Origin of the sequence: Secundilactobacillus pentosiphilus (genome assembly GCF_002217985.1) — a bacterium.
Lineage (GTDB): Bacteria > Bacillota > Bacilli > Lactobacillales > Lactobacillaceae > Secundilactobacillus > Secundilactobacillus pentosiphilus.
Window position 1 is genome coordinate 58202 of record NZ_BCMI01000013.1, and the last position, 14166, is coordinate 72367.

Consider the following 14166-nt stretch of genomic DNA (forward strand, 5'->3'; position numbering starts at 1 on the left):
TTACTTCCCCAACCCTTCGATATAAGAATCAATCAATGCCTTTTGATCATCAGCGTTTAATTCTTTTTGAATGATCTTGGAAGCAATCTCAATAGATAGGTCAGCCACATCGTTACGTACGCTAGACAATGCGTCTTGACGCTCCTGCTCGATATCTTTCTTAGCGTTGTCCTTCAATGCTTGTGCATCGGTTTGGGCTTGCGCTACAATTCCATCGCGCTGCTGTTGACCTTGCTTCTTAGCAGAATCAACAATCCCTGTAGCCTCTTGACGAGAGTTAGCCAGTGCGTCTTGACGTTGTTTTGCAAGTTTTGCCGCATCGTCACGCGACTTTTCAGCTGAATCAATATCGTTAGAGATCTTATCAGCACGATCCTGCATCATTTGATTGATTGGCTTCCAAGCAACGAGCTTGATCAACCACATCAAAATAATGAAACAAATCGCGTAGAAAAGCATATCTCCAACTGCAAGACTACTAGCTACGGCTAAATGTGAAAACATCTATTGACACCTCCTTCTTGTTAAAAATTAAATTTAACGTGTTGCAAAACATTACTTGTTCATAACAAGCAAGGCCACAACGAAGGCAATGATAGGCATGGCTTCAACCAACCCAACACCAATGAACATGTTAGTCCGTAATTGACCAGATAATTCTGGTTGGCGTGACATACCTTCTAGCATCTTAGAAATAACGATACCATCACCGACACCACCACCGATAGCTGCACCGGCCATGGCAATACCTGCTGCAATAGCTCCCATAATCTGTAGTTCCTCCTTAAATGATATAGACATAATAGATGAATATTGTAGGTCGTTTACTCCTCAACTTCAAGCTTCATTTGAAGACATGTTACTCTTCAATTTCAAGCTTTTTGTCAATGTAAACAGACGAAAGTGTCACGAACACGTATGCTTGAATGGCACCAAGGAATGCGGAGAACGCTTGCCATACCAATTCCAATGGAATTGCGACGATCATCGTTGCAATCCCATGTGAAAATGCAAGGCCTCCGATAATCTTCAGTAACATTTCACCAGAGAAAATCACACCGAAGATACGTAGACCAAGTGTCAAGAAGTTCGTGAATTCCTCAAAGATACTAATCGGCAACCAGAAAACAAACGGTTTCAAGTAACCTGAGAAGTGTTTCTTCCAGCCAAACTTCGTCACGCCGGCAAACTGTGCAATCATTAAGGTTGCTAACGAGAATGTCATGGTAACGATCGGGTCAGAAGTTGGACTTCTAACAAAGTCCTTCCCACCAACAGCAATTTGCAAGAACAAACCAAGTTGGTTAGAAATGAACAGGAATAGGAACAAGGTGAACCCATAAAGGCCAAATGCGCCCGTTTCATTTCCAGGGATGGAACCCTTCAAAATTCCGTTTGTAAAATCAATTAACCACTCAAGGACGTTTTGTCCCTTACCTGGCTTCATTGTAATGTGCCGAGAAAGGGCAAATACAAACAAAAAAACGAGCACAAACGCAATTAACCCCGAATAAATATTTGCGGCATTAAACGTAAGTCCCCCGAATTGAAAGGTAGCAACTGAAGATGGATCTCCCACAGAGTATCACCTCTTTTCAAACTAGTTAACGTTGAAGTTCTGAAGAACCTCGTCATTACTTAACAAGTTAAATTTCAAATCTCCAAACGTAGTACTTTAATGAAAAAAATCCATTACAAATACAAACAAAATAATACCACCGTTCATATGAAAATACAAAGCTATTCAGAAAAATAAGTGAATAAAAAACCAATCAATTTGACCTGTCCAGTAGTTATCGGACAATTTCACATTAATTGGTTATTATCTTAGTTATATGAAGTTTATAATACTAAATTACTTGGTACCAAAGAGCCGGTCACCGGCGTCACCTAATCCAGGCACAATGTACCCCTCTTTATTAAGGTGGTCGTCTAATGCCGCTGTATAGATATCAACGTCCGGATGGGCCTTGCGAAGGGCTTTAACACCCTCTGGAGCAGCTACTAAGCAGACAAACTTAATATTAGTTGCGCCCCGTTTCTTCAAGGCATCAATCGCCATAATCGAAGAACCGCCAGTTGCCAGCATCGGATCAACAACAAAGATTTGTCGCTGATCAATATCAGCAGGCAGCTTCACGAAATATTCGTGAGGTTCCAGTGTCTTCTCGTCACGATACATGCCAATATGGCCGATTTTGGCTGCCGGAATCAACTTCATGATACCGTCGACCATTCCAATCCCAGCCCGAAGAATAGGTACAATAGCGACCTTCTTACCGGCTAACGTTTTAACGGTTGTTTTAGCGATTGGTGTTTCGATTTCTACGTCCTTTAATGGCATATCCCGTGCAACATCGTACGCCATTAACATAGTGATTTCGTCCACAACCTCACGAAAAACCTTTGTACCGCAATTTTTGTCCCGAATAATTGTCAGTTTATGTTGGATCAATGGGTGATCCATAACCTGAAACTTGCCCATGTGTTTGACACTCCTTTAGTATTTCTTCTAATTGTACCATGCTAAGGAACCCTTGAAGATAAAAAAGTAAAAAGAGTATTAAGAAAAACTGTCTTATTTCCAAAAATGAGTCAACCAGGCTTATTCGCGCGCCGAAAGTTAACGGGGGGCTTCCCCAGTAATCTCAAAAAAATGCAAACAGCAGCGCAACTCGCAATCAAACTGACTGGTAGTGATGCTGTTGTGGCTTAATGCCGCTACTCTAACCAAATGTAATTGGTGCCACACACGCACTAATGGGATGTGCATCTGTCAGTGTACGGACGCCATGACGGACTTGTTCTAGGACCGCTTCATCGTCATAGTTCTCAATGGCGGTAACAATCAGCCTGGCAACCTGCCGAGCATCATCTTCCTTGAATCCCCTGGTTGTGATTGCGGGCGTTCCTATCCGAACGCCAGAGGTTTTAAACGGACTGCGTTTTTCGTTGGGAATAGCTTCCTTATTGGCTGTGATCATAACGCTATCCAGCAGTTCCTGTGCTTGTTTGCCGTTTAAGTCAGTTTGGCTGATATCCAAAGTCAGTAAGTGATTATCGGTACCGCCGGAAACAACGCGTACCTTATCCGCAGCTTTGAATACTGCAGCCATCGCCTGAGCATTTTTAATAATTTGGGCAGCGTACCCTTTAAATGCTGGCTGCAAATCCTCGTGCAAAGCAACTGCCTTAGCGGCAATGACGTGTTCCAGCGGACCGCCCTGAGTGCCTGGGAAAACCGCTGAGTTAATCTGCTTAGCATACTTGGCCTGAGACAAGATCAACCCGCCTCGGGGACCACGTAGCGTTTTATGAGTCGTTGTTGTGACGACGTCCGCGATGCCAACTGGTGAGGGATGTAAGCCAGCAGCTACTAATCCGGCAATGTGCGCCATATCAACCATCAAGTAGGCGCCAACCTCATCTGCAATCGCTCGAAAGGCCTGCCAATCGATGATCCGGCTATACGCTGAAGCCCCGGCCACGATCATCTGGGGTTTCACTTTTAGAGCCAAATCGCGAATCATGTCGTAATCTAACAATTCGGTTTCCGGATTCAAACCATAACCATAGGCGTGATAAAGCTTCCCACTGAAGTTAACCTGAGCTCCGTGAGTCAAATGCCCACCTGCTTCCAACCCCATCCCCAGAATCGTGTCGCCGGGCTTTAAGAAAGCGGCGTAGGCTGCTTGATTTGCCTGAGAGCCTGAGTGTGGTTGCACGTTAACGTATTCAGCGTGAAAAAGTTCCTCGGCACGTTTAATGGCAAGATTTTCAACAACGTCAATGAATTCATTACCCCCATAGTACCGCTTAGCGGGATAACCTTCGGCGTACTTATTAGTCAGCACCGAGCCTTGTGCGGCACGAACCGCGGGAGAAACGATGTTTTCGGATGCGATTAACTCAATATTATGCTGCTGACGATCCTGTTCCTGACTGATAGCTTGCCACAACTTCGGGTCTTGCTCTTTATAATTCAACACAACCAGCTCCTTGGCGTTTAATATGCCTAAGTTTAACAAATTCACGTAAAAAAGAAAAGGGTCTAGACCGAAAAATGCGAATAAAATAAAACGGTTAAGTGATTTCCGTTCGTTGTTAGCGAACTATCGCCTGACCGTTTAGTTTAATTGTTCTTATTTTTCAAGTTCACTTCGTAAAATGCATACCGCCAGCGGATTTGTCTAAGCGGTTCATGTAAGCTGCACCTAATCCTTTATTATCAAATCCCTCTGTGAAAATAACTTGCACTTCGGATTCCAGGTCAAAATGACGCAGCCCAGCAAACAACAAATGCGTTGCGCTTTGAACGTCCTTGCCTAAGGAAAAGCTTTCAACGTTTTCTGGTACTGACAGCTGAGCCAAGATATCATCCGTTGCCATGACTCCGATTGCTTCGTTTTGCTTTGCAGCCCAAGTCATCGCAGCCTCGAAATCCTCCGGATGATCCACAATTTCAACCTGAGCACTAGGCGCGTAGTGCTTATATTTCATCCCTGGTGCCTTAGGCGTTTCGTTAGCCCCCACATGGTGATGGTCGGCTTTAACGTCACCAATCACCTGCTCAATTTCGGCAACCGTCACTGCACCGGGCCGTAAAATGGTCGGCGTATCCGTTGACATATCGAGGATCGTTGATTCGACCCCAACCTGAGTTGGGCCGTCATCCACGATACCCGCAATTTTACCGTTCAAATCATGATAGACGTGTTTAGCCAACGTTGGGCTAGGTTTACCAGAAGTGTTCGCTGACGGCCCCACGATTGGAATACCCGCCGTGGCGATCAGCTTCAGCGTCACCTGGTTCTTAGGCATCCGAAAAGCGGCCGTATCAAGGCCACCCGTTACCGTTTTGGATAACGATCCTGGCTTAAGCGGCAAAACAAAGGTCAATGATCCAGGCCAAAATTTAGCCATCAGCTGCTTAACTTGATCAGAGAGCGGTTGGGCGTACTGTTCAACCATTTCGATTGAAGACACGGTGACGATCAGCGGGTTATCACTAGGACGCCCCTTAGCTGCATAGACGTTGCTAGCCGCCTTTTCGTTGGTGGCATCTGCGCCTAAGCCGTAAACCGTTTCGGTTGGAAACGCAACGAGTTCCCCCTGATTCAACAGCTTAGCTGCTGCTTCGACTTCATCTGGTTTAAAAATTTTTGTTTCCATATTTTTACCCCTATTCTTTTAAAAGAATGCTGTCCTTATTTAAACCTAATCTGAACCATTCGATCATGACCGGCCATATCCTGGCGTACGGTTATCATAGCGCTTGGAAACCGTTCTTCAAAAATCTGTCGAACCGCCTGGCCCTGATGAAACCCAATTTCCAGAAACACCTGCTTGGTTATCACTTTGCGCTGTTTAAGCTGATCAGCCAATCGCTCGTAAATGGCCAGTCCCTGGTGGTCGGCAAATAGCGCCATTGCCGGCTCACTTACCAAAACATCCGGATCCATTTCGCCCTCTTCAGCATGCGAAATATAGGGCGGGTTGCTGACAATCAAATCAAACTCAGCACCGGCAACTGGCGTCAGCAGGTCTCCCTGCACGACTGTTACGGCAGCCTTTAACCGGGCTGCATTTTCTCGCGCAACCCCTAAGGCGTCCGCAGATAGATCAGATAAAGTCACTTGCCAATCTGGTCGCTGCTTTTTTAGCGTAAGACCAATGGCACCGCTGCCCGTACCAACATCCAGTACCGATAAGTCCGGTTGCGGATTTGCGAACAGCACCCACTCCACCAGCTCTTCGGTTTCCTGCCGGGGGATCAGGACGTTTTCGTTAACGACAAAGCGTTCACCGTAAAACGGTGCTGTCCCAACGATGTATTGCGGCGGTACTCCAGCTGCGTATTGCTCAATGGCAGAAACGTACCGTTTATCCAGATCAGCAGGGATTGGTTGCCGGTATTTAAGCAGCAGATGCGTCTGATCTAAGTGGCTCAATTCTTGCAATAAATAAGTTGCTGCAGACTCATCTAAGTGTTTGCTTTGAACAAACGCAGAAGCCCACTTTAAGGACTCATAGTAAGTCCAATTACTCATTGAGCTCCGCCATCTTTTGCGTTTGATCATACAAAATCAAAGCAGCAATGATATCGTCCAAATCACCGTTCATAATTTTATCGAGCTTATTTAAGGTTAAGCCGATCCGGTGGTCCGTAACTCGGTTTTGGGGATAGTTATAGGTTCTGATCCGTTCCGAACGATCCCCCGTACCGACTGCTGACTTACGCTTTTCATCGTAGGCGTTTTCTTCTTGTTCATGGTAGTAGTTATAAACCCGCGCCCGTAAAATTTTCATCGCTTTAGCACGGTTTTGCTGCTGTGAACGTTCATCTTGCATGGCAACCACAATACCAGTTGGCAAGTGGGTCATCCGCACGGCAGAACTGGTTTTGTTGATGTGTTGCCCACCAGCACCGGAAGACCGGTAAACGTCGGTTCGAATATCCTTTGGATCAATGTCAATATCCACGTCCTCAGCTTCTGGCATCACGCCAACCGTTGCGGTAGACGTATGCAAACGCCCTGCGGATTCGGTAACGGGCACCCGCTGAACCCGGTGAGCACCGCTTTCGTACTTCAGCTTAGAATAAACTTTATCCCCACTGATCAGCATCACGATTTCCTTGAAGCCGCCGACCTCAGTTTCGTTTTTATCAACAACTTCGACTTTCCAGCCCTGCTTTTCAGCGTAGCGAGAATACATATCGAACAAATCAGCCGCAAATAAACTGGCTTCGTCACCACCAGCTGCGCCATGAATTTCCATCACAATGTTTTTATCATCGTTCGGATCCTTTGGAAGCAGCAAAATCTTAATCTGCTCTTCTAACTTTTCCTTTTGAGTCTCTAAGTCTTTGAGCTCATCTTTAACCATGCTGTTCATATCGTCATCGAGTTTTTCGTGAAGCATTTCATTGTCTTCATCAATTTGGCTCATGACCTTTTGATACTTGCGGTAAGCTTCAACCGTATCTCGCAGGTCAGCTTCTTCTTTTGATAACTCCATGAATCGCCGGGTGTCAGCAATCACTTCCGGGTCACTGATCAATTCGTTAAGTTCATCATAACGATCAACCAGTGCTTGTAACCTATCGAACATTTGATCCATTTTAACTCTCCTATTCTTCGCCTAGCATATCCATTGGTGGATTATAGTAGTGTTTTCTGCAGACGGGATAATATGATTCGTTACCGCCGATTTGAATCTGCTCACCTTCGTAAACCGGTTTATTATCGTGAAAACGGAGATTCATCGTCGCTTTTTTAGCGCAGAACCAGCAGATCGTCTTCATTTCCTCCAGCTTGTCGGCGTAGAGCAGCAGGTATTTTGACCCTTCAAACAGCTCGTTTTTGAAATCGTTTTTCAATCCAAAAGCCATTACGGGGATCTTCAGTTCATCCACGATTTTAGCCAGCTCAAAGACGTGAGCCTTCGTTAGAAATTGAGCTTCATCGATCAATACACAATTAGCCTTGGGGTTGATCTTCTCAACCATCTTAAAAATATCATCATCATGGAAGACCGGCACTGCTTCACGTTTCAACCCAATACGACTTGAAACAATGCCGACACCATCGCGGCTATCCGCACCGCTGGTCATAATAATGACCGGTTTATTTTGTTCTTCGTAATTATGCGCAACCTTTAAAATTTCAATGGTTTTACCGCTGTTCATTGCCCCGTACTTAAAAAATAACTGTGCCAATAGTCTCAATCTCCACTCTTCGCAAATTTCTCATCTATTATAGCGGATTTAGCGTCAAAATTCACCCTCTGCTCGTCGATATTCAGCGGTGAAACCGTTTTTTTGATTAAATCAGCTTGGGTTCACCGCTTATTTAGCTGAAACATGGTAAAATGTTCTTTTAGTGAAATTGAAAAAATTAGTTCCCGCCATTACCACCTTAGCAATGCGGGACAAGGAGCGAAAACAATGACTTTACGAAGTACCGTAGCTGCCTTCGCTGGCAGATCCTCATACTGGTTTCTGCATACGTTTATGAAGGGCGGCAGTTCACTGCCTGGCAAAATCACAACTAAAATCGATCCAGAAATTCTTAAGCATTTGGGCCAAAATTACGATGTCATCGTCATTACCGGTACCAACGGGAAGACTTTGACCACCGCCTTAACGGTCCGGGTTTTAAAGCAAAAATACAGCAGCATTCTCACCAATCCGACCGGTTCCAACATGGAACAAGGGATCGTGACGACTTTCTTGCGTGCACCTAAGGTCAAGGGCGCTCGGCCGATCGCCGTACTGGAAGTTGACGAAGCCAACGTGATCAAGGTCACTAAATACATCAAGCCAAAAGCATTTGTTTTCACCAACATCTTTCGTGACCAGATGGATCGTTATGGTGAAATCTATACGACCTATCAAAAGATTATTGACGGGGTGGCTTTAGCACCCGAAGCGACGATCATTGCCAATGGCGATGCGCCCATCTTTCATTCAAAAAACCTGCCTAATCCCATCATTTACTATGGCTTTAAGCAGCAAGACGAAACCGATATGAAGGCTAAGCCCAATACCGATGGCGTTTTATGTCCCAATTGTCAGCACATTCTGCACTACCGATACCTCACCTACAGTAACCTAGGCAAATACTTCTGTCCAAACTGCGGTTACAAACGCCCGGAACTCAAATTTGCCGTTACTAAGGTCAGCGATTTAACACCGACAAGTTCAACGTTTGAAGTCGATGGTCACCCAATGAAGATCGAGATCGGCGGGTTATACAACATTTATAACGCATTAGCCGCCTATGCCGTCGGCCGTTTTCTCGGGGTTACTGCTGAACAGATCGACGCCGCCTTCAGTGAAGATAAAAAAGTGTTTGGCCGCCAAGAAGTCATTAATTTGGATGGCAAACAAGTCACTTTGATCCTAGTCAAAAATCCCGTCGGCCTCAATCAGGTGCTCGATATGATTGCAACGGATAAAAAGCCGTTTTCCTTCGTGGGCCTGCTTAACGCAAATTACGCAGATGGTATTGATACCAGCTGGATCTGGGATGGTAACTTTGAAAAACTCGCCCAATTAAACATTCCCGCCTATATCACAGGTGGTGAGCGGTATAAAGACATTACCTTCCGCTTAAAAGTTGCCGGTGTCCCCGATGACAAGCACCAAGTCGTACCGGAACTAAAGGACGTCGTGGAAAAGATTAAGACTTTACCAACCGAACACGTTTATGTTTTGGCAACTTACACGGCTGTGTTACAATTACGAAAATTATTAGCTGACCAGGGCTATATCAAGGAGGGGATGGGCGCATGACCTACGAACTAAACGTGGCTCACCTATACGGCGACCTGATGAACACTTATGGTGATGTTGGCAACATTTTAGCCTTAAATTACTACGCTAAACAAATGGACGTTAAATTAAACGTGCACGTTGTCAGCCTGGATGAAGACTTTGAAGCTGACAAATACGACCTGGCCTTTTTCGGTGGCGGCCAAGACTTTGAGCAAGTAATCGTCTCAAAGGACATTCAAACTAAGAAACGGGCGTTGACCGCCTTTATTGAGGACGGCGGCCCGGTGCTTGCTATTTGCGGCGGCTTTCAGTTATTAGGCCACTACTACGTGGACGCAAAGGGTGATAAGATTCCCGGCATCGGTGCCCTTGATCACTACACCCTCTCACAGGACAATCACCGGTTCATCGGTGATATCGTGATCAAAAACGAAGAAACTGGTGAAACTTACCACGGCTTTGAAAACCACCAGGGCCGCACCTTCTTAGGTAAGGATGAGCGTCCCCTTGGCAACGTGATTCAAGGCAAGGGTAATAACGGCGAAGACGGTACGGAAGGTGCTATCTACAAGAACGTTTACTGTTCTTACTTCCACGGCCCAATTTTAACCCGGAACGGTAACCTGGCCAAACGGCTGTTGGTAGCAGCCTTAAAACGCAGCTACCCGGATGCTGATTTGGCTAAACAAGAAGCGCTACCAATTGCAGCTACTTTTTAACGCTAACAATGTCAATCAAAAAAGCATCGTGATTTCAACTGCCCATTGCAGTCGAGATCATGATGCTTTTGACGTTTACTTAGTTTTTAATTGTTTTTAGTCAACAGCAACCCTGCTTTTTTCACCTAAATAAGTGTTGATGATCGCGTTTCTGCGCGCTAAAAAGACTTCGTTGGGCGCCTTTGGATGTACCCGATTAGACAGAAAGACCATACCCTGACTGGTTTGCAGGTCCAAAACTAAAAAAGTGCCGGTATACCCGCTATGCCAAATACAGCGGTGGGGCGTTGGCAGCTTAGTCTGTAAAAGCGCCCAGCCAAAAGAGCGCCATTGTTGCCGCAAAGGTGTCTGATCATTTGGCAAGGCACCCTTTTGTTCCCGGGTTATTGGTAAATTGCCGTCAGACAGCATCGCCTGCTCAAAAGTAACCAAGTCATTTAGGGTACTGAACAGTCCTGCTGAACCGCAGTGGGCTTTCAAGACAAACGCTTTAGGATCGTGAACGACGCCCCGAATAAGTCCCCGGGTCGGTGAAACTTCGGTTGGGACGCACCGGGACGGGTCAGCAGGCTGAAAGGTACTGTCGTTCATGCCTAAGGGACGTAGCACCTGCTGAGTGATCAGCGTCTGAATTGGCTGTTTCAAGATAGTCTCAGCAATCCAACCAAGGAAAATAAAGTTAATGTCTGAATACACCATTTTCCGTTCAAAATCCTCGCCCACGTGCAGCCCTAATAGTGCCTGGTGCAGTTCACTAGCCGTTAACTTATCACGATGCGGGATGTACCCCGTAATGCCAGAGGTATGTGTCAGCAAATGCCTAACGGTGACCCGTGAATCCTGCCAGGCTGGCAGGTACTCAGAAACACTGTCCGTCAATGCTAAATTGCCGGCAGCAATCAGCTGCATGGTGACATTGACGGTCCCCACCACCTTCGTCAATGACGCCACGTCATAGAACTGATCGGGCTTTAAGGGTTCGTAACTGGGGACCAGGGCTTCGGCACCGTACAGGCCCGTTTTGACCCCCTGAGCGTCAATAAAGGCGTAGCTTACGCCAGGAACCGTTCCGTCATTAACAAGCTGTTTGATTGCTTCAACCGTTTTTTCATACATTTAGTTCAAGACCCCCTCACATACTTTACTATAGAATAACATAAGGCCAGCAGCTGCCCCAGATACTGGGGTGCTGTTGGCCTTATCTTTACCAAATCTATTAAAATCAAAGCTCGACTTTTTGAATCCAACCTTCCGGTGCTTCCAAGTCACCAAATTGAATGCTCGTGAGTGTATCATAAAGCTTTTGGGTAACGGGACCAACTTCAGTTTCACTGTAAAAGACGTGGAGCTGATCTTGATATTCAATACCGCCAATGGGTGCAATGACCGCTGCCGTACCCATTGCACCAGCTTCAACGAAGCGGTCGAGGTCGTCAATGTAGACGTCGCCCTCCACCGTCTTCAGTCCCAGATTGTGTTTAGCTAGGTACAGCAGTGAGTACTTCGTCACACTGGGTAAAATCGAATCTGACTCTGGTGTAACAAATTCGTTATTCTTAGTGATCCCGAAGAAGTTCGCTGAACCCGCCTCCTCAATTTTAGTATGGGTTGCCGGGTCAAGGTAAATAACGTCAGAAAAACCGGCTTTATGAGCTTGATCGCCAGGCAGCAAACTACCGCCGTAGTTACCGCCGACCTTACTCTTACCCGTGCCATGAGGCGCTGCCCGGTCATAGTAGGAAGTAGTAAAGTTAGTGGGCTTAACGCCGCCCTTGTAATAAGCACCAACGGGCATGGCAAAGACCGTAAATAAGTACTCCGGTGCTGGATGGACCCCGATGTTTTCACCCACACCGATCATTAACGGCCGTAAGTATAAGGTGCCGCCAGTACCATACGGCGGGACGTAGTCAGCATTAGCTTTAACAACGGCCTTAACCGCCGCAATGAACCGCTCCGTTGGGAATGACGGCATCAGCACCCGTTCACAGCTCTGCTGCATCCGCGCAGCATTGCGGTCTGGCCGGAACAACTGGATATCGCCGTTTTTAGTCCGGTAAGCTTTCAGTCCTTCAAAGTCAGCCTGGCCGTAGTGCAGTGCCGGTGATCCTTCGTTGAGGTGCAGCGTTGAGTCCTCAGTAAGCTCACCATCGTCCCATTGACCGTCCTTATAATGCGCTAAAAAACGATATGGCAGATCCATATAGTTAAATCCCAAATTTTGCCAATCAATTTCTGATGGTGCTGGTGCTTTTGTCAATCGAACCACTCCTTAGCAGATTTTATTAAATGTTCATGAGTATTTTTCATGAATTTTAACAAATTGTATGCTGAAACTTTCGGGGTGTCAAGGGTCCCCATATCTTCCCAGTACCGATTCCGCAATCCTTGCGGCAAACTCCTGCCATCTGCTACAATGAGAATACGAGTAAATGCATTTAAGGGAAAAGAGGTTGATTCCTTGGCAAGTAATTCTGATTCCATTTATAACGTCCTCACTTTTGTCCAGAGGCACCCAGATCGGGTCATCTTCAGACCGCGAAAGTATGCTAATTCTGTTACTGTGGGTATTCCTGACAGTGTAAAAGTATCCAATCCGGAAATCTATTTTCCCAGTGACCGTTTGAGCGTTAACTTACTGGCAGACTCATTTGTTGGTGAGAATGGTGAGCTTCTTAATCATTTCTATGAGCTAACCAAACAAACTAAACCCGACTATAAGGAAGTTTGGGTTACGACCAGTCACCTAAACCAGCAAAACCTCTACCTTTTGGACCTTTCTTTTGAATGATCTGATTGACAAAATAATTAAAAATCCCGTGATCAGCTATTTGGCGCTAATCACGGGATTTATTATTTACCTTCAGTTATTAGAAAAAACATCAACGATCCAGCTGCCTAGTAGCACCACCACTACAATTGCAAAAATACCAATAAACGATGACGCGAAGGCTAAGATCAGCCCGCCAACGATCAGGATCCCTAAAATCTTAAATAACCAACCGAAGAGGCCAAGAAAAATTCGCAGCCCAAAGAATATCAAGAAACCTAACACAATCAATGAAATCATTTAAACCGCTCCCCTTTTCAATTAACTTTAACCTTTAATGACGCTGAGATATCCCTATTCATCATGGTGCTGCTGCCAGGATTGAATCAGCTGTTTAGACATAATCGGTGTGTTTTTAACGATGTTTTGTGAAACTGGTGAAGCTTGATACTGAGACTGAATCCATCGATTAGGAAAGAGCAATAAAATGTTTAGTACCAAAAAGATCAACAGATAACGCACAACAAAGTTTAAAGCCGCGCCAATTAACGCGTTAAGTGAATGAATCACCGGCAAGCGCGTAATTAAGTTAAGATCCCGACCAATACGGCGTACTACCGAATAGGAAAAACTAAATAATACTAGAAACACGACACCAGACAGCATCCTTGGTATTGGGACTGCCACTGAATTGGCGGACGTAAACGTGTGAAATAAAAATTCAGCGAGTGTCTGGCTAAAAATGGTCGCAATGATCCACGCCGTTATGTAAGCAAGTAATGACACCACAACCGATACAAAGCCCCTGTGATAACCCGAAATCAAGCCCAGAGCTAAGATAATAATAATACCCCAAGAAAAAATCATACAATCCCTCATTTTCACAAAAACTATTGTTACTACTTTAGCAAAATATTGCGCAAAATTGTCTGGGATGACTAGAAACATATAAAAAATTAAATAATGGCCGCGCTGAACACCCCAAACAAGAACAAAAAAATTAATAAAAAAACCGCTACCACCGATTAATTAAAATCAACGGTAACGGCTGAAAATAAGATTGGGTATACTGGGCTCGAACCAGTAACTTACGGATTCAGAGTCCGCTGCCTTACCAATTTGGCGAATACCCAATAACTATCTGACAAGATAATAGTTTAGCGGTTTTAGGAATTATTGTCAACTGAAAATGAGTAAATTACGGAGAAAATGCATGATTAACAAGCCATAACGAATATTCTATCAGATACATTGACTTTTGCCTTAAAATCGTGTAAATTATTATATTGTGTTAAGACATTTAAATAGGTGTCATTCATAACCTTGCCCGCTGGTCAAATTGGTTAAGACGTCGCCCTCTCAAGGCGGAGTTACGGGTTCGATCCCCGTGCGGGTGA

The 14166-nt window shown here is 45.3% G+C and carries 16 protein-coding genes and 2 tRNA genes; 4 read left to right on the top strand and 14 right to left on the bottom strand.

Features of this window, described 5'->3' with window-relative positions; translation table 11 throughout:
* The 9 genes from atpF to CES81_RS07640 form a co-directional block, all read right to left on the bottom strand.
* The gene (atpF, locus tag CES81_RS07600; RefSeq protein ID WP_089088991.1) at positions 1-504 is read right to left on the bottom strand and encodes a F0F1 ATP synthase subunit B; all 504 of its coding nucleotides are present in this window, start codon (positions 502-504) and stop codon (positions 1-3) included.
* Positions 505-555: 51 nt separating this feature from the next.
* Positions 556-768 carry a F0F1 ATP synthase subunit C gene (gene atpE / locus CES81_RS07605; protein ID WP_089088992.1) on the bottom strand — a complete coding sequence of 71 codons (213 nt, stop codon included), beginning with the start codon at positions 766-768 and terminating at the stop codon, positions 556-558.
* Positions 769-859: 91 nt separating this feature from the next.
* Entirely contained in the window at positions 860-1579 is a 720-nt protein-coding gene (atpB, locus tag CES81_RS07610; RefSeq protein WP_089088993.1) for a F0F1 ATP synthase subunit A, read from the bottom strand.
* A 276-nt stretch (positions 1580-1855) separates the two neighbouring features.
* On the bottom strand, positions 1856-2485 hold the full coding sequence (upp, locus tag CES81_RS07615) for a uracil phosphoribosyltransferase (protein ID WP_089088994.1): 630 nt from the start codon (positions 2483-2485) through the stop codon (positions 1856-1858).
* Between the two features lie 241 nt (positions 2486-2726).
* Positions 2727-3986, bottom strand: coding sequence for a serine hydroxymethyltransferase (glyA, locus tag CES81_RS07620; RefSeq protein ID WP_089121294.1), 1260 nt, complete (start codon positions 3984-3986; stop codon positions 2727-2729).
* Positions 3987-4155: 169 nt separating this feature from the next.
* The gene (locus CES81_RS07625; RefSeq protein ID WP_089121295.1) at positions 4156-5172 is read right to left on the bottom strand and encodes an L-threonylcarbamoyladenylate synthase; all 1017 of its coding nucleotides are present in this window, start codon (positions 5170-5172) and stop codon (positions 4156-4158) included.
* A gap of 35 nt (positions 5173-5207) precedes the next feature.
* Positions 5208-6050, bottom strand: a complete 843-nt coding sequence (prmC, locus tag CES81_RS07630; protein WP_089121296.1) for a peptide chain release factor N(5)-glutamine methyltransferase — start codon at positions 6048-6050, stop codon at positions 5208-5210.
* Positions 6043-7122, bottom strand: a complete 1080-nt coding sequence (gene prfA / locus CES81_RS07635; RefSeq protein ID WP_089088998.1) for a peptide chain release factor 1 — start codon at positions 7120-7122, stop codon at positions 6043-6045. The genes prmC and prfA overlap by 8 nt, the downstream gene beginning before the upstream one ends.
* Positions 7123-7132: 10 nt before the next feature.
* Positions 7133-7720, bottom strand: coding sequence for a thymidine kinase (locus CES81_RS07640; RefSeq protein WP_089088999.1), 588 nt, complete (start codon positions 7718-7720; stop codon positions 7133-7135).
* Between the two features lie 228 nt (positions 7721-7948).
* On the opposite strand from CES81_RS07640, the gene CES81_RS07645 reads away from it, so the two are divergent.
* A complete protein-coding gene (locus CES81_RS07645; protein ID WP_089121297.1) occupies positions 7949-9298 on the top strand; it encodes a Mur ligase family protein in 1350 nt (449 codons plus the stop codon).
* Positions 9295-9999, top strand: coding sequence for a type 1 glutamine amidotransferase (locus tag CES81_RS07650; protein WP_089121298.1), 705 nt, complete (start codon positions 9295-9297; stop codon positions 9997-9999). Before CES81_RS07645 ends, CES81_RS07650 begins: the two co-directional genes overlap by 4 nt.
* 96 nt (positions 10000-10095) lie before the next feature.
* On the opposite strand, the gene CES81_RS07655 is transcribed toward CES81_RS07650, so the two are convergent.
* Both CES81_RS07655 and CES81_RS07660 read right to left on the bottom strand, forming a co-directional pair.
* Entirely contained in the window at positions 10096-11115 is a 1020-nt protein-coding gene (locus CES81_RS07655; RefSeq protein ID WP_089121299.1) for a serine hydrolase domain-containing protein, read from the bottom strand.
* Between the two features lie 106 nt (positions 11116-11221).
* The gene (locus CES81_RS07660) at positions 11222-12259 is read right to left on the bottom strand and encodes a branched-chain amino acid aminotransferase (protein WP_089121300.1); all 1038 of its coding nucleotides are present in this window, start codon (positions 12257-12259) and stop codon (positions 11222-11224) included.
* Positions 12260-12460: 201 nt separating this feature from the next.
* Between CES81_RS07660 and CES81_RS07665 the strand changes: the two genes are divergently transcribed.
* Entirely contained in the window at positions 12461-12790 is a 330-nt protein-coding gene (locus CES81_RS07665; protein ID WP_089089004.1) for a hypothetical protein, read from the top strand.
* 72 nt (positions 12791-12862) lie between these two features.
* On the opposite strand, the gene CES81_RS07670 is transcribed toward CES81_RS07665, so the two are convergent.
* The 3 genes from CES81_RS07670 to CES81_RS07680 all read right to left on the bottom strand — a co-directional run bounded on the left by CES81_RS07670 (position 12863) and on the right by CES81_RS07680 (position 13902).
* Entirely contained in the window at positions 12863-13069 is a 207-nt protein-coding gene (locus tag CES81_RS07670; RefSeq protein WP_089089005.1) for a hypothetical protein, read from the bottom strand.
* 54 nt (positions 13070-13123) lie between these two features.
* Positions 13124-13636 carry a CvpA family protein gene (locus CES81_RS07675; protein WP_180949759.1) on the bottom strand — a complete coding sequence of 171 codons (513 nt, stop codon included), beginning with the start codon at positions 13634-13636 and terminating at the stop codon, positions 13124-13126.
* A 193-nt stretch (positions 13637-13829) separates the two neighbouring features.
* A tRNA-Gln gene (locus tag CES81_RS07680) sits at positions 13830-13902 on the bottom strand.
* A gap of 191 nt (positions 13903-14093) precedes the next feature.
* Between CES81_RS07680 and CES81_RS07685 the strand changes: the two genes are divergently transcribed.
* Positions 14094-14166 (top strand) — tRNA-Glu (locus CES81_RS07685).

Bases quoted from the DNA above. Each gene is read 5' to 3' on its own strand.
- CES81_RS07655 (WP_089121299.1), bottom strand. From the start codon at position 11,115: ATGTATGAAAAAACGGTTGAAGCAATCAAACAGCTTGTTAATGACGGA.
- CES81_RS07625 (WP_089121295.1), bottom strand. From the start codon at position 5,172: ATGGAAACAAAAATTTTTAAACCAGATGAAGTCGAAGCAGCAGCTAAG.
- atpF (WP_089088991.1), bottom strand. From the start codon at position 504: ATGTTTTCACATTTAGCCGTAGCTAGTAGTCTTGCAGTTGGAGATATG.
- CES81_RS07675 (WP_180949759.1), bottom strand. From the start codon at position 13,636: ATGATTTTTTCTTGGGGTATTATTATTATCTTAGCTCTGGGCTTGATT.
- upp (WP_089088994.1), bottom strand. From the start codon at position 2,485: ATGGGCAAGTTTCAGGTTATGGATCACCCATTGATCCAACATAAACTG.
- prfA (WP_089088998.1), bottom strand. From the start codon at position 7,122: ATGGATCAAATGTTCGATAGGTTACAAGCACTGGTTGATCGTTATGAT.
- CES81_RS07645 (WP_089121297.1), top strand. From the start codon at position 7,949: ATGACTTTACGAAGTACCGTAGCTGCCTTCGCTGGCAGATCCTCATAC.
- CES81_RS07650 (WP_089121298.1), top strand. From the start codon at position 9,295: ATGACCTACGAACTAAACGTGGCTCACCTATACGGCGACCTGATGAAC.
- CES81_RS07670 (WP_089089005.1), bottom strand. From the start codon at position 13,069: ATGATTTCATTGATTGTGTTAGGTTTCTTGATATTCTTTGGGCTGCGA.
- atpE (WP_089088992.1), bottom strand. From the start codon at position 768: ATGGGAGCTATTGCAGCAGGTATTGCCATGGCCGGTGCAGCTATCGGT.
- prmC (WP_089121296.1), bottom strand. From the start codon at position 6,050: ATGAGTAATTGGACTTACTATGAGTCCTTAAAGTGGGCTTCTGCGTTT.